Origin of the sequence: Nostoc sp. PCC 7107 (assembly GCF_000316625.1) — a bacterium.
Taxonomy (GTDB): Bacteria; Cyanobacteriota; Cyanobacteriia; order Cyanobacteriales; family Nostocaceae; genus Nostoc_B.
On record NC_019676.1, the window covers coordinates 778,533 to 798,187 of the forward strand.

Below are 19,655 nucleotides of genomic sequence, written 5' to 3' on the forward strand. Positions count from 1 at the left end.
AAAATATAGGTGGGCAAGTTTGCCCACGCTACGGTTAATATTTTTCTGGTGGCAAATCTACGCTGTAAACAACTTGTCCTGCTAAATTACGTAGTGAAACTGTCATTACCTTGGTATAAGCATTAATTTGGACTGCGCCAAAAAATTGCAACCCTTCACTTGGGGGACGATTTGCTCTTGTACCCGCAGGTAAGCTTTGAAATACTAACTGTGGGCCGAAGGTATTTTCTAATTGATTTGGCCCAAATGTACCTGCATTCAACGGCCCGGCGACAAATTCCCAGAAAGGTTTAAAGTCTTGGAACTGGGCTTTATTGGGGTCGTAGTAGTGGGCGGCGGCGTAATGAACATCCGCCGTGAACCACACCACATTTTTGATATTTTTATTTTTGATAAACCGCAGTAAGTCTGCTAATTCTAATTCTCTGCCTAAAGCGGGGCCATCACCATTGGCCCAAGCTTCAAAGTCAGTCGCACCATCTCTCACTATCAGTCCTAAAGGCATATCACTGGCAATTACTTTCCAAGTTGCTTTGGATGAAAGTAATTGTCGTTTTAGCCATTGCACTTGTCTTTTACTTAAAAAATCTGTTGCTGGACTTTGTTTTGGCTGATTATTGGGAGAATTTGCCCCTCTATAAGTGCGCTCATCCAGCATGAAAATATCTAGCAATGACCCATACTCAAAAGAACGATAAATTCTCGTTCTTTCTGGGTCATTATCATACTGAATAGGCATATATTCTAAAAATGCCTGTCTTGCCCTTTCTGCTAACAAGTTAACATCTTTGACTGTGTAGCGAGCATCGCCACCTACATTAGTAAGTATTTCACCGGGATACCAGTTATTTGTAACTTCGTGGTCGTCCCACTGCGATAAAATTGGCACTTCAGCATTGAAACATTTGATGTTTTCATCCATCAAGTTGTATTTATAATTACCCCGAAACTCTGCTAAAGTTTCAGCTACTTTAGATTTTTCTGGTGTGGTGATGTTTCGCCAAATTGTGCCATCATCGAGGGTTACTTGTGATTCAATGGGGCCATCAGCATAGATATTATCGCCAGAATGGATGAAAAAGTCCGGCTGAAGTTGGCGCATGGTTTCATAGATTTTCATCCCACCAAAGTCAGGATTTATCCCCCATCCTTGACCTGCAGTGTCACCACCCCAAACAAAGCAGATATCTCGCCCATATTTAGGTGGAGTGCGGAAAGAACCTCTAACTGGTGCGCTATAAACGTTACGATAATTTAAATCTTGAAAAATTACTCGATAAAATATCTGTTGATTTTGAGGGAGATTTCTCAAGTTGAGTCTGGCGGTAAAGTCGCTAGTTTCTAAAGCTACAGGCCCAGGGATGCGCCGCAAATTGCGGAACGATTCGCTAGTAGAATATTCTACGATCATTCTGGCGGGGCGATCGCTCCGACTCCAAATCACAACGTTATTTTCGCTTATATCGCCACTAGATACACCAAAAGGTATACCAGGGCGCATTTTTTCGGAAGTAATAATGGCTGGTGCTTGACCAAAAACGTGTGATTTAGAGACAAGATTTGTGCCAATAATTCCACCGGCTGTCACCGCTGAACGTAGTAAAAATTGGCGACGATTTACCTTTGATGGCTGATGAGATTCCATAAAATTGCATTGTGTTGAAAATGTCTGTAAAAAAATACATCAAACTAGTATAGGTCGGCATAAATAAACAGACCATCTAGAATTGCTAAAAGGCTTGTGATATCACTATTCTTTACTTTTGCCTTGTTGCACTAGCTATCAATAAACCAAAATAGGTATTTAGCATATTCTCTCTAGCCTATAAGTAAATATTGCGTTATCTAAAAGTTAAGAAACTATTATGTTAGAAAACTAAAATCCCCGACTTTTTAAAGAAGTCGGGGATCTGAATATTGAGGTTGTTTATGATTAACTTTTGCTGACGTAATTTTCTTGATTTATTTCCATTGGTGCAACTTTTACACTATCCTTACTAGTAACAATCGTTTGGGTAAGTTCTCCGGCTCGCCAACTATCAGCAATGTCCTTAATAAAACTAGCAAGTGGAATCGCAATTAATAATCCTAAAACACCACCTAATTTTGCACCTATAAGCAAGGAAATCACAACCCACACGGGATTTAAGCCAGTTAAATTCCCTAAAATTCTAGGCGCGACAATATTAGAATTGATTTGATCAAGAGCTACTGCTACACCCAAAACTTCCATACCTAACCAGAAATTTTCTAAAGCTACTAATAAGCTAACTAGTCCAATTCCTATCCCTGTACCAAAGGGAAATAATGAGAAAAAGCCAATCGCAATTCCAAACAATAAAGCAAGGGGAATTCGTAATGCGACAAATGCTAATGTCACTAATACAGCTAAAATAGCCCCTAGTGTTGCCTGACCAATAAAATAATTCTGAAAATCTTCTCGGAGTAATTGCCTAACTTTTGTGCCGATATGTTCAGGAAACCAATGATAAATTCCATTCCACAAATTTTCACCATTTAAGATTAAGTAAATAGTCAAAACAGCGGCAATTAAGATATTAACTACAACTCCAATAGTGTCAAAGGCAAAACCGAGAATTCTGCCTGTAAAAGATTGGAATTGATTAGATAATCTTTCTAAAAGTTGGAGAGCTAAACCCCTTAAATTTAAAGGGAGTTGTTGGGTAGCTGCCCAATTTTGAAAAGCTTCTAATTGTTGTAAGCCAGAATCTATCCAAGAAGGGAGAATATTAGCTAGTTCATTTAGCTGTTGCAAGATAACTGGCACTAAGGTGACACCCACACCCGCTAAAATCACCACAGCTAACAGCAAGACTCCAATAATAGCCAAGTTCCGTGGTACACCGCGTCTGTGAAAGAACTGGATGGGGTAGTTTAAGACAAAAGCTAGTAGGATAGCGATCGCCACTACACTCACCAAGGGTTGAAAATACTTGACGACCTGGATTAATAACCAACCGTTGAGAATGATTAGCGGAAACGCCAAGCCATAACTTAACCATCGTGGTAGTTTGTTTGCTGATTGCATGAGAGTGACTCCACCACAATTATTTAGTTTATTGTGGCATTAGATTAATTTCTTTCAAGGGGCTAGGGTTATAGGTTACAGATAATTTTCTATCACCTGTCACTTGTCAGCACTTTGTTGATTGATAAAATCCAGCATAATTTTTTGGTGCATCGACCCCAATGGTCGGACTTCGCCAGCCACGGCTGAGTAACAACTACCACTGCGAATATCTTCTGGTGTTAAAAGTCCCATATCCCAGCCTTCATTCAGTTCCAGTTGATTTATGTCCACTAACAAGGGAGCCTGAAAAACATGGCGGATAACTTTTTCATCGGGGTAATAGCCAAATTTGGCAAATGTTGGCAAATCATATCCAATTTCTTCGAGAATTTCTCGTTTGACCGCTACTTCTGGGGTTTCGCCGGGTTCAATATGTCCGCCAAAAAAACCCCAGCAACCAGCAGCCGGAATATTGGGGATATTATCTCGCAGCTGCATGAGATACTTATTGTCTTGGTAAAGAATAGCGATCGCTACTTCTGGTAGTTGGTTAGTCATAAAATTTATACTTAAAAATTACTCTTCTGTTATGTATACTTCACCAAAATCTTGCCCAGCGATGGGAATACTTTTGTAGCTCACTTTACCTTTTAAAACTACTTGAGTTCCCGGTTGCAAATTTTTTTGATTAGTAATTACCCAGATTTTGCCAGTGGAATCATTAATTTGATATGCCCACTGCTTCATCAGTGGTACTTGCTTTTCTACCTTACCTTGAATATAAACCGTAGTTGGTTTGTCTGGTTTAGGGGGAATTTTTTCAATTGGTGTAACATTGCTACCAAAGACGAAATTACCACCTTTGATTTCTGGAAGTCTCCAAGCAGAACAACTAGCCAGTCCCACCACTAGTAGACAATTGCAGATGATGCGGTAATAATTTGACGATTTGTGCATGAGTTTCATCGAGAATAGAAAATGGAGAACTAAAAAACTTGTCTACTGTTCTACTATTACCTATTGACTTTTAACCTTCCCCTGTTCTCTGTTCCCCACTCCCTAAGATTTCATTGTTTTATCCGTAAGATTCGACAAGGGATCTGAGAAGATGAACAAGTACAGTCTTGTGGTAGGAGATATGCAACAGCTAATCAACAAACAAGAATTTTCCCCGCTGTTAACTTCACTACAGACAACTAAAATTTGGGATTAGAGGCGAATCTTCTGAGGATTCTCATGGAAACAACAACTGCCAAACTTCTTGATGGTAAAGCCTTAGCCGCAAAAATATACCAGCAGCTAAAAACACAAATTCACCAATTACAAGCCAAAGTTGGCCGTCCTCCCGGTTTAGCAGTGTTGATGGTTGGCGATAACCCCGCCTCTGCTGCTTATGTCCGCAACAAAGAAAAAGCCTGTGCCAAGGTGGGTATTGCCTCTTTTGGTAAGCATTTTCCTCAAAATACTAGCCAACAAGAATTAGCGGCGGTAATTGCCGAACTCAACCAGGATGAAAAGGTAGATGGAATTCTGGTGCAGCTACCCTTACCTGACCATTTGGATGCTGTGTCTCTGTTACATCAAATACATCCAGATAAAGATGCAGATGGACTGCACCCAGTGAATTTAGGACGACTGGTACGAGGAGAAAGCGGGTTACGTAGTTGCACTCCTGCGGGAGTGATGCACTTGCTGGCAGAATATAATATTCCGCTGCGGGGAAAAAACGCGGTGGTTGTAGGACGCAGCATTTTAGTAGGCAAGCCAATGGCCTTGATGCTACTAGAAGCAGATGCTACTGTCACAGTTGCCCACTCGCGATCGCATAATCTTGCTAACATCACCAAGAATGCCGATATACTCATCGCCGCAGTCGGTTGTCCAGGACTCATTACCGCTGACATGGTAAAACAGGGTGCGATCGTGGTAGATGTGGGGATGAACCGCGTCACTGATGCCAATGGCAATAGTCGCTTAGTCGGTGATGTCGATTTGGCATCAATTGCTGGTGTGGCAGAATATTTCACCCCCGTTCCCGGTGGTGTTGGCCCTATGACCGTTGCCATACTATTGCAAAACACCTTTACCAGTTATTTACGCGCTACAAGCTAGTTAAAAGTTATAAGTTATGAATTTTTTACTCCCGATTCATCCCGCATAACTTTTCAGCACCAAAGCCCCGTAAAATTGTGACGTATAAGACAAACAGCCAAAAGCCAAAAATTGAAGGAATTATAAGAATGGTAGCAGCTGATAACCTTCAGAAGATGCCCCAAACAGCAACCTTTAACCTTGTCGCCTATCTCAAAGAGCGCCAAAAGCTTTGTGATACTGCTCTGGATACATGTATGCCAGTCATATATCCAGAAACGATTTATGAATCAATGCGCTACTCTCTCCTCGCTGGAGGGAAGCGTGTGCGTCCCATTCTCTGCCTTGCTACCTGTGAAATGATGGGCGGTACTATCGAAATGGCTATGCCTACAGCTTGTGCCGTAGAAATGATTCACACCATGTCATTAATTCACGATGACCTACCAGCAATGGACAATGATGATTATCGTCGTGGTAGATTGACGAATCACAAAGTCTATGGCGATGATATTGCCATTTTGGCTGGAGATGGATTACTCGCCTTTGCTTTTGAACTAGTTGCCACTCAAACACCAGAGAATGTTCCCAGAGACAAAGTTTTACAGGTAATTGCCCGCTTAGGCAGAGCGCTAGGCGCAGCAGGTTTAGTCGGTGGGCAAGTAGTAGATTTGGAGTCAGAAGGTAAATCTGATATTTCTCTCGAAACCCTGAATTTTATTCACAACCATAAAACTGCGGCCCTGCTGGAAGCTTGTGTGGTTTGTGGTGGTATCTTGGCAGGTGCATCGTCAGAAGATGTACAACGACTGACTCGCTACTCACAAAACATCGGTCTGGCATTCCAAATTATTGATGATATTTTGGATGTGACTGCAACTCAAGAACAACTAGGTAAAACAGCTGGTAAAGACCTGTTAGCTAAAAAAGTCACCTACCCTAGTCTGTGGGGAATTGAGGAATCACGCGCTAAAGCTCAACAGCTAATTGAGTCAGCTTGTGCAGAATTAGAACCTTATGGTAGTCTGGCACAACCACTCAAAGCCGTAGCTCACTTTATTGTTAATCGCAATAACTAGGACACACCAATTGGATTCTAAATTTTGGAGCCATTACCTTGTGGTGAATCAGCATTACTGGAGGTTAAGCTACTTCTCAGTAAATATTTTGCAAAAGTTTAGATTCATAGCCTTGAATCATAGGCTACTCCAAAAACCTCAAACAATATTTGGAATTAAAGCAGTCAAAGCATAGATTAGAACTATGTTGATAGCTGGAACTCCTGGAAATACTGAGTTTATACTCAGCACTTTGCTGTAGTTCCTTTTGAGATTTGGAATTTTTGGTTGCGTCTAATTTTTACTTACAAAATAATTACTGCTAATTTTAACTAACTGAACCAAAACACCATGCAGGACATAGCCGATATTTTAGACAACCGGGTGCTGGTGGTAGCGCTGATAGCTTGTTTTATTGCTCAAGCATTGAAACTGGTTATTGAGGTAGTCAAAAATCAAAAACTGAATGTGCGTGTTTTAGTTACGACTGGAGGTATGCCCAGCGCTCATTCGGCTCTAGTCACAGCCCTAGCAGCTGGTATTGGACAAACTGTTGGTTGGGCATCGCCGGAATTTGCCTTGGCCACAGTTTTTGCCATTATCGTGATGTATGATGCAGCTGGAGTTCGTCAAGCTGCGGGTAAACAAGCTCGCATACTCAATCAAATGATTGCTGAATTATTTGATGAAAAGCACGAATTTAGCCAAGACCGCCTCAAGGAATTACTGGGACACACACCAGTACAAGTAATAGCTGGTTCAGCTTTAGGGATCACTATTTACTGGTTGGCAAGGGCGGCTTATTAAAAGTATGAAGTGTTAAGTGTGAAAACCTTACAAGATAAACATTCTTTCTTTTAACTTTTGCCTTTTTCAACTGGCTACTGTACTTTGACGGCTGAACGTAGCAACACGACTTTGCGACTATCGACGAGGATGGCGAAAAAGCCACGCTCGTTAAGTTTTTGCAGCGTATTGTATGCCTGTTGTTGGTTGGTTGTATGCGTTGCTAACAAGTAAGGGCGCTGTCCATAAGAAGCGAAACCGACGTTACCTCCTACAACTTGTTGCACGCTATTCGCTAGTTCTGGACGGTTGTAGTAGTCTACTAGTACCGCGTAACCTTGTCCTAATGGTTGAGGATTATAGCTAACTGTAGGGACTGTTGCTGGTTGTTGAGTCACCTCGGCAGGCTTTGTCGTAATGATGGCAGATAACCCGACAATATTGTTGATATATCTTGCCCAACGATTTGCATTTTCAATAGTGTTAAAACCACCTATTCGCGTTACTGTGTCAGTGAGATATTGGCAGGTAGTAGTGGAAATCTCGTTAGGTAAAGCATTCCGCAATTGTCTTTGATATTCTGCTGTGGGAGTAATTACTAGTAATAAATATTCTCCGGGTTTGGGCGGTTGGCAGACAGGGATTTTTTGTTGGGCGTTCACAGAAATTGTAGTATTGATTAAACCTGCGATCGCTATTACCAATACACTAGATATAGTCTCAAATCTCTGCACAAAATTGGGACGCATAAGCTGGATTTTTTAAAAAATTCTATCTATTTTAGTAGTTCGTCACTAGAAAGTATGAAGTATGAAAAATATTTACATACCAAGTTCTTCTGGTCAAGCCAATTTTATTTCTCACTTCATACTTCATACTTTAGTTGACTAAGAAACACTAGCAAGAGATGCCAAAGGCTCTGGAATCGTTACTGAAGGTGCATTAAATTCTCCTGTAATCACGTATTCTAATCGCAGTTTCAGCCAGGTAATAAATTGGGGATTTGTAGATATAATTGCGGCTGCTGGTTTGGGACAATTAGCTTTAACTTCTAACATTTCTGGCGCTTCTAAAAAGGCTGGTTGTTCAACTAACCAAAAATCAATTTGTTTTTCATTTTCATGATAATGACGAGTGCGTTCTTTAAGCACTTCCTCTAGGGGTTCTTCTTGAACTAGAAAGCGCTGGCTGGCTAAAACGTAATAATATGTTTGCATTTTCATCCTTTGGTTAATAATGGGTTAAATCAGGATACAGAATTAACTCTGTATCCTGATTTAACTAACTCTTACGAAATTTTGAGAACCAAGAACTGAAGGGACAACTACTTCCTTTAATTTCACTATTTGTTTGTTGACCACCAGCTGTCAGTTTGTCTAAAAACAGCGTGTTGTCAAAATAGTGTTCTACGGAAATAATCTTTAAATCGTCGGTGACACGAGCAACACTCATACCGATAATTTCAATTGTCTCTCCAGTGGGTGCATAACCTTTGTATGCAGCTCTAAAATGTCCCCAGTGCCGCCACTTGAATGACACGTTTGGTGGCCCTGAGTACACTTCCAGCACTTCCCAAGGGAAACCTTGGGGAAATGTTGTGTGGAAGATTTTAGCTGATGATTCAAAGCTTTCTTCTGAAGCTTTGTAATGTTCAGAATCAGCCATAAACAAATTGTAAGTACCTTGGTTGCCTAACTCTGCGGCTGTGTACTCTTTTCCGCCATTGGTACTTACACGAAACTTGTCACTCACAACTGATAACCACTGCTGTGGATTAGATTTGAATGATACCTCCATCTCGAAGGTTCTTACCAAGTTTTGCACGATCGCTTCTAACGATCCTTCAACATGATGACATACACTTTCTTTGGCAAGATTTTCTTTGGAACGAGAATAATCAGGAGGTGTTTGATAGCGCCACTCAACATCCGTGCTGGCGGCGATAACTTTATCCCTATCTTGTACCCAAAGCGGTAGGTCGTGAGATTCTGGTGAGGTCATAAAAGTCTTAGTTGAGATTTTAATCAACAAAGTCTGAAAGCTGAAGCTCAAAGGCTGAAAAAACTTATTTCATACTTCACGCTTCACATTTCATCATTTTTTCTGGATTTCGCAGTTACAACCCCTCTTGATATTGAAGTTTAAAGCTGAAACATTCATTTCATACTTCATACTTCAGTATGGCTTGTTTCATCTCTCTGACTGCTCTTTCTATGCCAACTAAAGCTGCCCGACTGATGATAGTATGACCGATGTTTAGTTCTTCCATTCCTGGAAGCGCGGCGACAGGAGAAACATTCCAGTAAGTAAGTCCATGACCAGCATTCACGCGCAATCCAAAGTTGATTGCTTGTTTGCACCCTTGAGCTAATATTGCTAGTTTTTGCTGGCGATTGGTTTCATCTTTTGCTTCAGCATACTGGCCAGTGTGCAGTTCAATGAATTTTGCTTGTATTTTGACAGAGGCTTCGATTTGTGCTGATTCAGCATCGATAAACAAACTGACAGGAATGCCAGCGCTTTGCAGTTTATCGACAATTTCTCCTATTCTAGCAATTTGCCCAACTATATCCAGTCCGCCTTCTGTTGTGACTTCTTCGCGTTTTTCCGGTACTAACGTTACATAATCTGGTTTAATGTCAAGAGCGATCGCTACCATTTCATCTGTAGCGGCCATTTCTAGATTAAGATGGGTTCTCACTGTTTGCCGTAACAAACGTACATCTCGGTCTTGAATATGCCGCCTGTCTTCTCGCAAATGTACCGTAATTCCATCTGCACCCCCTAATTCAGCTAGTACAGCCGCCGCCACGGGGTCTGGTTCCACTGTCCGCCGCGCTTGTCGGATGGTGGCAATATGGTCGATGTTAACTCCAAGTGTAGGCAACCCTAGTCTCCTGATTCACAGTCCTCCGAACTAGATTTTAGCGGAAATCGGGATGGTAAAGTGAGGCAGGCGATCTCGCCCTGCTCATACTAAACTGCCAGAAAAATTGCTGTATAAATTAAAGCAGCGTCTGGAAGTTCCCGATCTTACTGAAGCACAAATTGTAGATTGGTTAGTGCGGTGAAAATATCAGAATATGATCGCCTTTAATTATGATGTGTTTGAAGTGCGATCGCACTCTCATTCCTTATAATGATAATTAAATTTAAGTCAGAGGCGATATGCTTTTAAAACTGCAACAAATTATCGTCAAACCGGGACAACAAATGTTGCTTAAAGATATTAGTTGGCAGCAGTTAGAAAATATTTTAGAAGAAATGGGAGATAAACGTGCCGCACGTATCTCTTATAGTAATGGTTGGTTAGAAATTATGGTTCCTCTCCCTGAGCATGAAAAAGATAAAGAGTTAATTGGTGATTTAGTCAAAATTTTATTAGACAAACTCCAGATTGATTTTGAACCATTTGGTTCTACAACACTTAAAAATGAGCGAATGCGGCAAGCAGTAGAACCAGATACCTCTTTTTATATTCAAAATCAAGCTGCTGTGATTGGTAAAAATAGAATTGATTTAAATATAGATCCACCACCAGATTTAGCAATTGAAGTTGATATTACCTCACGGACTCAATTTAATAACTATGAAATTTTAGGAGTTCCTGAACTTTGGCGATATACAAAACAAGGTTTAGAAATTTTTGTACTCCAAGATGGAAAATATATTCAATCTCAATCTAGCCCTAACTTTCCTAATATACCGATTATTGAATTAGTTAATGAGTATGTTCAGCAGTGTTTGACTAGCGGGAGAAGTCAAGCTATGCGTAATTTTAGGAAGTGGATGGAAAATAATTTATCAAACAGATAATCTAGGAAACTCTAATCAAAATTTTAGGCTGGTTTAATAAAGGCGATCGCTCTAGAAAAAATATTAAATAAAACTACCGTGGAATTGGTACAAAATCATATTTATCAGCACCTACTGGCTGAATTTGAAGTAAATAAATTGGAGGATATTTGCGATCGCCATGAGTGTTACTTGTCTCTAAACGGGCGAACCGCATCATCAGTTTTTCACTAAAAATATCTCATTCCCTTACAGTCAAAGGTAGGCGTACAGTAAAAGACGAGCCTACTCCTGGCTGACTTTTAACAAAAATCTCGCCGCCCATCATCTGGCAAAAATGCTTGCTAATGGCTAAACCTAAGCCAGTACCACCATATTTCTTGGTGGTGGAATTATCCCCTTGGGTGAAAGGTTGAAATAACTGTTGCTGTTGCTGATGAGTCATACCAATACCTGTATCAACCACCATAAACGAAATCATGCCCAAGGGGGAGTCTGAAGGTGAATTAGGTTTTTCACTTTTAACAGTTAGTGTGACTTTGCCATTAGTCGTAAATTTAGCAGCATTACTCAGCAAGTTTAAGAGTACTTGTCGCATTCTTGTCTGATCAGCATACATTGTTCCTAGCTGTTCGTCATAGTCTATTTCCAAGATGTTGCCATTTTTCTCAATGGAAGGCTTAATAGTCAAGACAAGATTATTAATCAGATTACCAATTTCAAATGTCTCTGGATAAAGAGTCATTTTCCCCGCTTCAATTTTTGACAAGTCGAGGATGTCGTTAATCAATTCTAATAAGTGTCTACCAGCGGAATTGATTGTTTCTAAATCAGTAATAAAGTCTCCCGATAAGTTTAAGTCTGTAGCATCATCTTGCAGGAGTTGGCTAAGTCCAATGACAGCATTCAAGGGTGTACGTAATTCGTGACTGACGTTAGCTAAGAATACACTTTTAGCTTTGCTGGCGGCTTCGGCTAATTCTTTGGCCTGTTCTAGTTGTTTGGTGCGTTCCGACACGCGCTCAATCAACCGATTGAGGGATTTTGCTAACAAGCCAATTTCATCTTCGGTGGTGACAGGGGCGCGTAAATCAAAATTAGATTTGCGGGCGACTTGTTCAGCGACTTGGGTGACAGTAATTACTGGTTCGGCGATCGCGCGACTGGTTCGCCAGGCGATAATAGCAGCGATCGCTACTGATACCAGCATACTCACCATCACAATTAATCTCTCAACTCCTTTCGCCTGCTCTACGTCTATTTGCCTGTCTTGCTCTTGATTTTCGGCAGTTTGCAGAATATTAGTTAACTTTTCGGAAAGATTATCTAACTGCATGGCGGTTTCACCACGCATTATCTTTAACAACGGCTCTCGAAATACAGCAATTTGCTGTGGTTGTAAAGGCTGCCGTTCGATTTCTTTTAAGACATCTTCTATTTGGTCAACGTAGGATTTTAAATTAATCGTATAATCTTCTAATAAAGCCTGTAAATTAGCACTTGTAGCGGCTAATTGCATAGGCTTTCTTTCAATAAAGCTGTCAATTTTCTGCTCTAAATCTCCAGCTTTACTCACGTTCTTTAAAAATTCCGTTTTTTTAGTTCGCAGTTGTTTAGAATCTTCTAATACTGCAACTAAATTAGAACTATGTAATTGCGCTCCCACTACTGCATTTTTATAGTTAGTTAGTAGTTGGCGTTGTTCTTGCGCTTGATTAAACTGCCTAATTTCTCGTCCTCGATAATAGTTGGCAATCACCAAACCAGTAAGTGAGCCAAAAAAGCCAATACCTATAGCTACAAAGTAGCCATAGCCAATTTTTTGATGTATCCGCCAAGAACTTGCTTTGAGTTTCCCACTGGAGGGAAATTCGATTGTTGGGAGTTCTTCGGTTGATGAATTTTCGGCTGGCACTTTTTTGCTTTCTGAATTACTGTCAATTGGGTTAGGCTTGTGAGTTTGCATTCCTCAAATCTCCTCGCCCTTCCGCAAAAATCGCCACATCAATTCCATCTTTAAAATTAAATTAACTGGTGATTAACACCTACACAATTTTTTGTAAGAAGCAGCGTAAATAATTCTTCTTTAAATAATTGTCATGACTTTATTGGATTTGGGTGATTTTGATATGAATGTATACAAAAACACTAGATAATCATAAAACTCTGTGTTTATATATAATCAATACTTTTCTAGAGTAAAGCTTATTCCGGAATTTTATACTTATCGTTACTGTTTATGAAACCTGATTAATAGTAGTCATCTTTTGAACTATTGGCTACACTACTACTAGATTTTGCTATTGCCTTGGGTGATACAAATACCTAAGTTCCAGATAGGCTAATTCATATCGCATCTTAGCATCAATTAGTAAGATTCCCAAACAAATTTTTAACTATCACAGTCTTGGCCAATAAAAAACCTCTGCCTGGTTGCTAATTCAGCAACATCCAAGCAGAAGAAGTTTAAATATATAAAGGGAGTATTCGCTGTTTTTTCCTCCCTGTCGGACAAATACGGAAATTTTTATCCTATTAGAGTACTAGGCGATCGCAGTTGAACGCAACTTGTCAACGGCTTGCTTCAACAATTCTGCCTTATCGGTTTGTTCCCAAGGCAAATCTAAGTCATTCCGTCCTAAATGCCCGTAAGCCGCGACGTCCTGATAAAAACGTCCGCCTCGTTCACTTGGTAACTTACGTAAGTTGAAAGCATGAATAATTCCTGCTGGACGTAGTTCAAAGTTTTCTTTGACTAATTCCAACAAAATTTCATCATCTACTTTGCCAGTCCCAAAGGTTTCTAGGAGAATACTAACTGGTCTGGCTACACCGATCGCATAACTCAGTTGAACTTCACATTTTTCTGCCAACTCAGCAGCTACAATGTTTTTGGCTACATAGCGAGCTGCATAAGCCGCAGAACGATCTACTTTTGTGGGGTCTTTGCCAGAAAAAGCACCACCACCATGACGGGAATAACCGCCGTAGGTATCAACAATGATTTTCCTACCTGTTAAACCAGAGTCACCTTGCGGCCCACCAATGACGAATTTGCCAGTGGGATTAACTAAAAAGCGGGTTTCTTGATCAGGCTTGATATTAATATCGCTAAAAACAGGTTCGACTACTGCCGTCCAGAGGTCTTGCTTAATTTTAGCTTGCACTGCTGCCTCATCAGTGATTTCCCCAATGGTCGCTGTGTGCTGCGTAGAAATTAGGATAGTATCAATGCCTACAGGTTTACCATCTTCGTAGACTACAGTTACTTGGGTTTTACCGTCGGGACGCAGGTATGACAACTCACCTGTTTTACGAACTGCTGCCAGTCGGCGAGCAATACGGTGTGCCAAACTGATAGGTAAAGGCATCAGTTCAGGGGTTTCGTTGCAAGCAAAGCCAAACATGATACCTTGGTCGCCTGCGCCGATTGTATCGAATAGTTCATCACTATCCTGTTGGCGAGTTTCTTGAGCGACGTTTACACCTTGGGCAATATCTGGCGATTGTTCATCTAAAGCAACGATAATGCTGGTACTGTTAGCAGAAAAGCCGTTATCTGCGTCAACATACCCAATTTCAGCAATTTTTTTGCGAGCCAGATTCACATAATTGACGTTAGCTTTAGTGGTGATTTCACCAGTAATTAGCACTAAACCAGTATTAACTACTACTTCCGCTGCTACACGACTACTAGGATCTAGTGTCAATAAGGTATCCAGGATTGTATCTGAGATTTGATCGCAGATTTTATCTGGATGACCTTCAGTGACTGACTCGGAGGTAAATAAATAACGTCGAGACAAAGAGATTTCCTCCTGTAATAGTATAACCACTGACTAAATATTAACTATTTAGTTCAGCTAATTATTTCTAGAATCATACCAGTCTTGACACATTCGGTAGTAAGTGTAGTGCGAGATTTTAAAAACACATAATCCAGCTCAGATATTTCAATACTCTGGACAATTTTGAGTTCAGGGAGTCGACAAGAAAGCTATCGACCCATTAAGGTGCTGATTAGAACAAACAAGCACCGGATCGGTGGCTGTATGGAAATTGTACAAAGCTTACTGACAAAAATGGGGATTTTTCGCAAACCTCAGATGAAAGGATTGACTGTTTGCCAAGACCTAACGCGGATAGACTACCGCAGTTGGGTAAAACACCCTCAGTCTTTTCAATGGCGAGTGTCAAACGACGGGCATTCAATGACCATTTGCTCGACACCTTTATTTCAACATTAGTAGGACTTACGCAAAACACCTCTCAAACTCTCATTTATCCGTGACCTCTGCATCTCTGTGGTTCGATTTTCCGTAGCCTGTGCGTAAGTCCTGATTAGGACTCTCGTCAATTGTAATTAAATCCCATCCTCATTACCAAAACCTCCGATCTTACGGCGTTATTGCGGCTTAATTTTGTCCGAAGTATTGTTATATAGCAGGGGATAGAAGACTGATTCCTGACTTGTGTTGCCATAAAAAAAGAGTGGGAGTAGGCATATCAAGCGCCTAATTCTCCCACTCAACATTTGCTACTGTAGAGTCCAGGAATATGTACAAACATTGCCCTTTTATTTAGGGGGCTAAGTTGTACGGAAATAGCAATATTTATACATATTGAATCCCGGTTGTAGCAAATGTGAAGCCTAATTAATGAATAAATTTTTCTCCAATTAATTATTTATAACTTTGATATTAAATCTCTATGAAAATCAACAATTAATTTGATGTTTGATTTGCTCGGTAGCCCCTGATAACAAAACCCTTGAAGTCGTTTATCTTTGATAAATTTAGCTCAGTTAATTTGTGTTGTGTTGCCATTTTGGCAGGTTTTTAACTACAGTGGGAAAAAATGCTAGAAACCCAAATTATAGTTAAGGAATTAAATCGGCTCAATATGATAGGGGTACAGCATTGCTGTACCCCTATCATCAAATATTTTATTTCAAAAGCTTTTGTATTATGGCAAGATTAATACTTTTGTAAAAGTGCCGGCAAAGAGTTTTCTTTGCGAATATCCATCAAGTCGGCTAGTGATTCTTTGCCTTTATCTAGGCGATATTGGTGTGCTGGTGGTAGAAATTCAACCAAAGTTTTGCTTTTTACGGAAAGTGGTTGTAAAGGCACAAACACTGGCAGATTCTGGGATACTTGTGGCTCCCATATTGTTTGTGGGAGTGATTTTAAAGCTTTTTGACGGCTGTAGACACGTTTTGGGATGTTGTGTAATGGAGTTGGGTTAAGCAACCGAAAAATGACATAGCAGCCACTACCACAACTGAATGCGATCGCCATTACCATCCATAAAGGTGTGGGATTGCTACGTTCAGGTGTAATTGGTTCTTCGATGATCACCGACATTGACTCTGTATCTGCCTGTTTTACACTGCCAACGTGACTGAGGCTGTAAAATGCCACAGTAGCTGTACCCATAATCATTGTAAAAATTCCAGTCAACAACACCAGAGGATGTTGTGCCAATAGAGCAATCAAAATGTTTGAGCGACCGTTTGAACCCAATTTAGTCTTTGTCGATTTGAGATTGGGTTCTATCAGTTGGGTTGGCTCATGGTTGACATTTTTACTATTTTCCATGATCAATTTGAGATTTATAGCCGTTCAGAGACATGATTATACTTAAGAAGTAAGTTATCAAGTATCTATAGCCAGATTTTGGCATAAAGCTGCTCCTGTCTAACTTAATTAGCAACTAAATCTCATCTTTTCTTTAAAAATCAGTACTTCTAATAAATTTATCCCCAACTAGTATTCACAATTTGCTCACTCAACTCAGTACTCAACACGGGCTGAACGCCCCGATACCGCTCTAAGCGCAGCCATGCCCGCAGGGCTTTACAGCACTCAGCACTCAGCACTTTTTACAGAATGTCTTTCTAAAGCCAATTGTATTAATCTATCCACCAAGTCAGGAAAAGCAACACCGCTATGAGACCAAAGTTGAGGATACATACTAGTAGCAGTAAAGCCAGGTAAGGTATTAATTTCGTTAATTAATATTTCTCCAGTCGCTTCTACATAGAAAAAATCTACTCTGGCTAATCCTGCTGCATCAACGGCGGCAAAGGCTTGTAATGCCATATCTTGAATTTGACGGCTGATATCCTCTGGAAGCGGTGAGGGAATTAGTAAATCGGCTCTACCTTCGGTATATTTAGTTTCGTAGTCGTAAAAATCGCTGTCAAAGGTAATTTCACCAACCACTGAGGCTTGGGGTTGATCATTACCTAATACGGCACATTCTACTTCTCTGGCGACCACTCCTGCTTCAACAATGATACGGCGGTCGTAGCTGGCGGCTTGGTCTAGTGCAGTTTCTAATTCTGAGCGCGATCGCACTTTGGCAATACCTACTGATGAACCTAAGTTAGCAGGTTTGACAAAACAGGGATAGCCTAATGTTGCCTCAATTTCATCGCCCAGTTTAGGGAATACGCAGGGATTTGACCAAACTTGCGCTCTTGTTAACGCTTTATATTTAACTTGGGGTAATCCGGCTTGCTCAAATGCCATTTTCATAGCAATTTTATCCATTCCTAGTGCCGAACCTAACACCCCAGAACCCACAAAGGGGACTTGCATTAACGTCAGCAAACCTTGAATTGTACCATCTTCCCCGTTGGGGCCGTGGAGAATGGGAAACCATACATCCACTTCTGCAACCTGGGAAGGAGATTGCCAACGTTCTAGGGTTTGAGTTTGGGAATTTGAGGAATTTTCGGACTCCAGCAAAGGTTTACCAGAAGCTAACACTTTTTGCGGTGCATCCCCAGCTAACCAACGTCCATCTTTGTGAATGTAGAAAGGCAGGATTTCGTATTTATTAGCATTTTGTTCTGCACTTAAAGCTTTAGCGATCGCTCTTGCCGAACTAATTGACACTTCATGTTCTCCAGAACGTCCGCCAAATAGCAATCCCACCCTGAGCTTAGTCATTTTTGGTACCTCTAGACTCCTATCGCAGATAGCGTATCACAACCTGTTGGAGTTGCTATATTTTCCTTTGCTTTACAAATATTCTCCAGTTAAGGATGAGCCAAAATTGCCGCATATTTAGGTATGTTTGTTTTATCAGGACAAACAAAGCCTATTCAACGGGAACAGGGAACAGTGAGTAAATTTTCTACCACCTATTGCCTCTGTAAAAGGCTTAGTAAGACTTTTATAAATACTGTTAAGATTTTTGAATGTTAAAAAAGCAACATCCCTTGGAAAAAAAACTCGGTTGGTCTTTGGATGAACGAGATCCAAAGTTCATTAAATCCATGATGCCTCTCTTGGGCTTGTTATATCGTCACTATTTTCGGGTGCAAACTAGCGGTTGGCATCATATCTCACCTCAGCAAAAAGTATTGTTTGTGGGTTCTCATAATGGCGGACTCGCAGCCCCCGATATGGCAATGATGATGTACGACTGGTTTCAACGTTTTGGTGTGGAACAACCCATATATGGTTTGATGCACCCCAGAGTTTGGGAAGTTGCACCACCTCTGGCACAACTGGCTGCCAAAATGGGAGCTATCATCGCTCATCCCAAAATGGCATACTCTGCTTTGTATTCTGGTGCAAGTGTCCTGGTTTACCCCGGTGGAGCAGAAGATGTGTTTCGACCCCATCATTTAAGAAATAAAATTTATTTTGCTGGCAGACAAGGATTTATTAAACTGGCACTGCGGGAAAACGTGCCGATTGTACCAGTAATTTCTGCGGGAGCGCATGACACCTTGATTGTCTTGGCGGATATCTACAAAATTCTCAACCAATTTCATGAATGGGGAATGCCTTGGCTATTAAATATTGATCCGGTGGTGTTTCCCATTTATTTAGGTTGGCCTTGGGGATTAGCCGTTGGCCCACTGCCCAATATTCCGTTCCCTGTATCTATTCATACACAGGTTTGCCCGCCGATTGTATTTGAACGCTATGGTAGGAAAGCCGCAAGCGATCGCACTTATGTAGATGAATGCTACGAATTGGTTGTGAGTAAAATGCAGTATCAATTGGATCAGCTAGTCTTACTCGCCGAAAAACCTTGATTTCAGTATAAGCTTGACAAATAGTCTCTCATCATAGAATGACTATTCCTACTAATTGCGGCGTTTAGTATGGCGTTCGTAATCTTCAAAACGTAATTTAGCGATCGCACTCCGCGAAATGGTTCTTGCTACAATACCCTCGGATCGACCCTTCGCACCTGCATCTAAGGCTACATTAGTTTCCGGTAAAATTGCCAGAAGCAACTCGTGTGCTTCTTTGATGCTAGTTGGTAAAGCTGGCACTTTTGCCAGTCGCGGCGTAAGTTCAAGTCCGTAATCTTTGGCTGTTTTACTCAGTTGTTCTTCATCCAAAAACAGTTGACCCCCATTGTTTCGCCACGCAGACAGTTGCTTGGTAGACTTGGCAAATAAGGTATCAATCTCTGTGAGAACAGCAATATCAAATAGCCGCCAGCCAACTCTTTGTTCGGCAGTATATTGTTTACTCGCAGAGGTAATCTTACCACCGTACAATTCAAGATAAACCACAGTGATACAATCCTGAGATGGCGGTAAAGAATTAGCAACATCTTTGAGTGAATTGACTATTCCCAGTGCAGGATTCCCAATCAAGTCCCCTTTGGCAAATAAAAGCTCTTCTCGACTGCCTAAAACAAAGTTCCCATCAGGTAGCAAAATTATCCGCGAGTTTGTGCCATCGACTTTTTCCGTCAAAATTACTTCACTGTCAAAAATGACGGTTTCTTCCAACAATGCGCCTTTGTCTCCAAGTGAGTGATAAGTCGGAATGCTGGGATATTTAGTCATAGAGTTGAGTTTATCTAGATCACAACTCCGTAATGAAAAATCTTCACTCATACAATATTTGTATTAT

19 protein-coding genes are annotated in these 19,655 nt (G+C 40.8%); 5 read left to right on the forward strand and 14 right to left on the reverse strand.

Annotated elements, in window-relative coordinates; all coding sequences use genetic code 11:
- Positions 1 to 34 precede the first annotated feature (34 nt).
- From NOS7107_RS03325 to NOS7107_RS03340, 4 genes are all read right to left on the reverse strand, one after another.
- Complete coding sequence (locus tag NOS7107_RS03325; RefSeq protein WP_015111572.1) at positions 35 to 1,645, reverse strand: alkaline phosphatase; 1,611 nt, start codon at positions 1,643 to 1,645, stop codon at positions 35 to 37.
- Positions 1,646 to 1,933: 288 nt separating this feature from the next.
- Positions 1,934 to 3,049 carry an AI-2E family transporter gene (locus NOS7107_RS03330; protein ID WP_015111573.1) on the reverse strand — a complete coding sequence of 372 codons (1,116 nt, stop codon included), beginning with the start codon at positions 3,047 to 3,049 and terminating at the stop codon, positions 1,934 to 1,936.
- Between the two features lie 99 nt (positions 3,050 to 3,148).
- Positions 3,149 to 3,589 carry an NUDIX hydrolase gene (locus NOS7107_RS03335; protein ID WP_015111574.1) on the reverse strand — a complete coding sequence of 147 codons (441 nt, stop codon included), beginning with the start codon at positions 3,587 to 3,589 and terminating at the stop codon, positions 3,149 to 3,151.
- 18 nt (positions 3,590 to 3,607) lie between these two features.
- Entirely contained in the window at positions 3,608 to 3,988 is a 381-nt protein-coding gene (locus NOS7107_RS03340) for a hypothetical protein (protein WP_015111575.1), read from the reverse strand.
- 279 nt (positions 3,989 to 4,267) lie between these two features.
- Here NOS7107_RS03340 and folD point away from each other — a divergent pair, with 279 nt between their 5' ends.
- The 3 genes from folD to NOS7107_RS03355 all read left to right on the forward strand — a co-directional run bounded on the left by folD (position 4,268) and on the right by NOS7107_RS03355 (position 6,987).
- Positions 4,268 to 5,143, forward strand: a complete 876-nt coding sequence (gene folD / locus NOS7107_RS03345; RefSeq protein WP_015111576.1) for a bifunctional methylenetetrahydrofolate dehydrogenase/methenyltetrahydrofolate cyclohydrolase FolD — start codon at positions 4,268 to 4,270, stop codon at positions 5,141 to 5,143.
- A gap of 128 nt (positions 5,144 to 5,271) precedes the next feature.
- Positions 5,272 to 6,201 (forward strand): geranylgeranyl diphosphate synthase CrtE, encoded by a 930-nt coding sequence (gene crtE / locus NOS7107_RS03350; protein ID WP_015111577.1) that lies wholly within the window; start codon positions 5,272 to 5,274, stop codon positions 6,199 to 6,201.
- Between the two features lie 330 nt (positions 6,202 to 6,531).
- A complete protein-coding gene (locus NOS7107_RS03355; protein WP_015111578.1) occupies positions 6,532 to 6,987 on the forward strand; it encodes a divergent PAP2 family protein in 456 nt (151 codons plus the stop codon).
- Between the two features lie 74 nt (positions 6,988 to 7,061).
- Here the strand turns inward: NOS7107_RS03355 and NOS7107_RS03360 are convergent, their stop codons facing one another.
- From NOS7107_RS03360 to NOS7107_RS03375, 4 genes are all read right to left on the reverse strand, one after another.
- Positions 7,062 to 7,715, reverse strand: a complete 654-nt coding sequence (locus tag NOS7107_RS03360) for a hypothetical protein (protein WP_015111579.1) — start codon at positions 7,713 to 7,715, stop codon at positions 7,062 to 7,064.
- A gap of 138 nt (positions 7,716 to 7,853) precedes the next feature.
- Complete coding sequence (locus NOS7107_RS03365) at positions 7,854 to 8,183, reverse strand: MgPME-cyclase complex family protein (protein WP_015111580.1); 330 nt, start codon at positions 8,181 to 8,183, stop codon at positions 7,854 to 7,856.
- A 64-nt stretch (positions 8,184 to 8,247) separates the two neighbouring features.
- The gene (locus NOS7107_RS03370) at positions 8,248 to 8,967 is read right to left on the reverse strand and encodes a pathogenesis-like protein (protein WP_015111581.1); all 720 of its coding nucleotides are present in this window, start codon (positions 8,965 to 8,967) and stop codon (positions 8,248 to 8,250) included.
- Between the two features lie 160 nt (positions 8,968 to 9,127).
- On the reverse strand, positions 9,128 to 9,853 hold the full coding sequence (locus NOS7107_RS03375) for a pyridoxine 5'-phosphate synthase (protein WP_015111582.1): 726 nt from the start codon (positions 9,851 to 9,853) through the stop codon (positions 9,128 to 9,130).
- A 281-nt stretch (positions 9,854 to 10,134) separates the two neighbouring features.
- Here NOS7107_RS03375 and NOS7107_RS03380 point away from each other — a divergent pair, with 281 nt between their 5' ends.
- Positions 10,135 to 10,782 (forward strand): Uma2 family endonuclease, encoded by a 648-nt coding sequence (locus tag NOS7107_RS03380; RefSeq protein WP_015111583.1) that lies wholly within the window; start codon positions 10,135 to 10,137, stop codon positions 10,780 to 10,782.
- A 73-nt stretch (positions 10,783 to 10,855) separates the two neighbouring features.
- Here the strand turns inward: NOS7107_RS03380 and NOS7107_RS29640 are convergent, their stop codons facing one another.
- From NOS7107_RS29640 to NOS7107_RS03400, 5 genes are all read right to left on the reverse strand, one after another.
- Positions 10,856 to 10,981: a hypothetical protein gene (locus tag NOS7107_RS29640; RefSeq protein WP_301280991.1), complete on the reverse strand. Its 126-nt coding sequence runs from the start codon at positions 10,979 to 10,981 to the stop codon at positions 10,856 to 10,858.
- A gap of 21 nt (positions 10,982 to 11,002) precedes the next feature.
- The gene (locus tag NOS7107_RS03385; RefSeq protein WP_015111585.1) at positions 11,003 to 12,727 is read right to left on the reverse strand and encodes an ATP-binding protein; all 1,725 of its coding nucleotides are present in this window, start codon (positions 12,725 to 12,727) and stop codon (positions 11,003 to 11,005) included.
- A gap of 577 nt (positions 12,728 to 13,304) precedes the next feature.
- On the reverse strand, positions 13,305 to 14,567 hold the full coding sequence (gene metK, locus NOS7107_RS03390) for a methionine adenosyltransferase (RefSeq protein ID WP_015111586.1): 1,263 nt from the start codon (positions 14,565 to 14,567) through the stop codon (positions 13,305 to 13,307).
- Between the two features lie 1,170 nt (positions 14,568 to 15,737).
- The gene (locus NOS7107_RS03395) at positions 15,738 to 16,361 is read right to left on the reverse strand and encodes a hypothetical protein (RefSeq protein ID WP_015111587.1); all 624 of its coding nucleotides are present in this window, start codon (positions 16,359 to 16,361) and stop codon (positions 15,738 to 15,740) included.
- 267 nt (positions 16,362 to 16,628) lie between these two features.
- A complete protein-coding gene (locus NOS7107_RS03400) occupies positions 16,629 to 17,720 on the reverse strand; it encodes a D-alanine--D-alanine ligase family protein (RefSeq protein WP_015111588.1) in 1,092 nt (363 codons plus the stop codon).
- 251 nt (positions 17,721 to 17,971) lie between these two features.
- Between NOS7107_RS03400 and NOS7107_RS03405 the strand changes: the two genes are divergently transcribed.
- The gene (locus tag NOS7107_RS03405; protein ID WP_015111589.1) at positions 17,972 to 18,820 is read left to right on the forward strand and encodes a lysophospholipid acyltransferase family protein; all 849 of its coding nucleotides are present in this window, start codon (positions 17,972 to 17,974) and stop codon (positions 18,818 to 18,820) included.
- A gap of 51 nt (positions 18,821 to 18,871) precedes the next feature.
- On the opposite strand, the gene NOS7107_RS03410 is transcribed toward NOS7107_RS03405, so the two are convergent.
- Entirely contained in the window at positions 18,872 to 19,639 is a 768-nt protein-coding gene (locus NOS7107_RS03410) for an RNA ligase family protein (protein ID WP_015111590.1), read from the reverse strand.
- Between the last annotated feature and the right edge of the window lie 16 nt (positions 19,640 to 19,655).

Coding starts and splice junctions, on each gene's coding strand:
- NOS7107_RS03355 (WP_015111578.1), top strand. CDS start 6,532: ATGCAGGACATAGCCGATATTTTAGACAACCGGGTGCTGGTGGTAGCG.
- NOS7107_RS03405 (WP_015111589.1), top strand. CDS start 17,972: ATGTTAAAAAAGCAACATCCCTTGGAAAAAAAACTCGGTTGGTCTTTG.
- NOS7107_RS03335 (WP_015111574.1), bottom strand. CDS start 3,589: ATGACTAACCAACTACCAGAAGTAGCGATCGCTATTCTTTACCAAGAC.
- NOS7107_RS03400 (WP_015111588.1), bottom strand. CDS start 17,720: ATGACTAAGCTCAGGGTGGGATTGCTATTTGGCGGACGTTCTGGAGAA.
- NOS7107_RS03325 (WP_015111572.1), bottom strand. CDS start 1,645: ATGGAATCTCATCAGCCATCAAAGGTAAATCGTCGCCAATTTTTACTA.
- NOS7107_RS03370 (WP_015111581.1), bottom strand. CDS start 8,967: ATGACCTCACCAGAATCTCACGACCTACCGCTTTGGGTACAAGATAGG.
- NOS7107_RS29640 (WP_301280991.1), bottom strand. CDS start 10,981: ATGATGCGGTTCGCCCGTTTAGAGACAAGTAACACTCATGGCGATCGC.
- NOS7107_RS03410 (WP_015111590.1), bottom strand. CDS start 19,639: ATGAGTGAAGATTTTTCATTACGGAGTTGTGATCTAGATAAACTCAAC.
- NOS7107_RS03380 (WP_015111583.1), top strand. CDS start 10,135: ATGCTTTTAAAACTGCAACAAATTATCGTCAAACCGGGACAACAAATG.
- NOS7107_RS03395 (WP_015111587.1), bottom strand. CDS start 16,361: ATGGAAAATAGTAAAAATGTCAACCATGAGCCAACCCAACTGATAGAA.
- NOS7107_RS03340 (WP_015111575.1), bottom strand. CDS start 3,988: ATGCACAAATCGTCAAATTATTACCGCATCATCTGCAATTGTCTACTA.
- folD (WP_015111576.1), top strand. CDS start 4,268: ATGGAAACAACAACTGCCAAACTTCTTGATGGTAAAGCCTTAGCCGCA.
- NOS7107_RS03360 (WP_015111579.1), bottom strand. CDS start 7,715: ATGCGTCCCAATTTTGTGCAGAGATTTGAGACTATATCTAGTGTATTG.
- NOS7107_RS03330 (WP_015111573.1), bottom strand. CDS start 3,049: ATGCAATCAGCAAACAAACTACCACGATGGTTAAGTTATGGCTTGGCG.
- NOS7107_RS03365 (WP_015111580.1), bottom strand. CDS start 8,183: ATGCAAACATATTATTACGTTTTAGCCAGCCAGCGCTTTCTAGTTCAA.
- crtE (WP_015111577.1), top strand. CDS start 5,272: ATGGTAGCAGCTGATAACCTTCAGAAGATGCCCCAAACAGCAACCTTT.
- NOS7107_RS03385 (WP_015111585.1), bottom strand. CDS start 12,727: ATGCAAACTCACAAGCCTAACCCAATTGACAGTAATTCAGAAAGCAAA.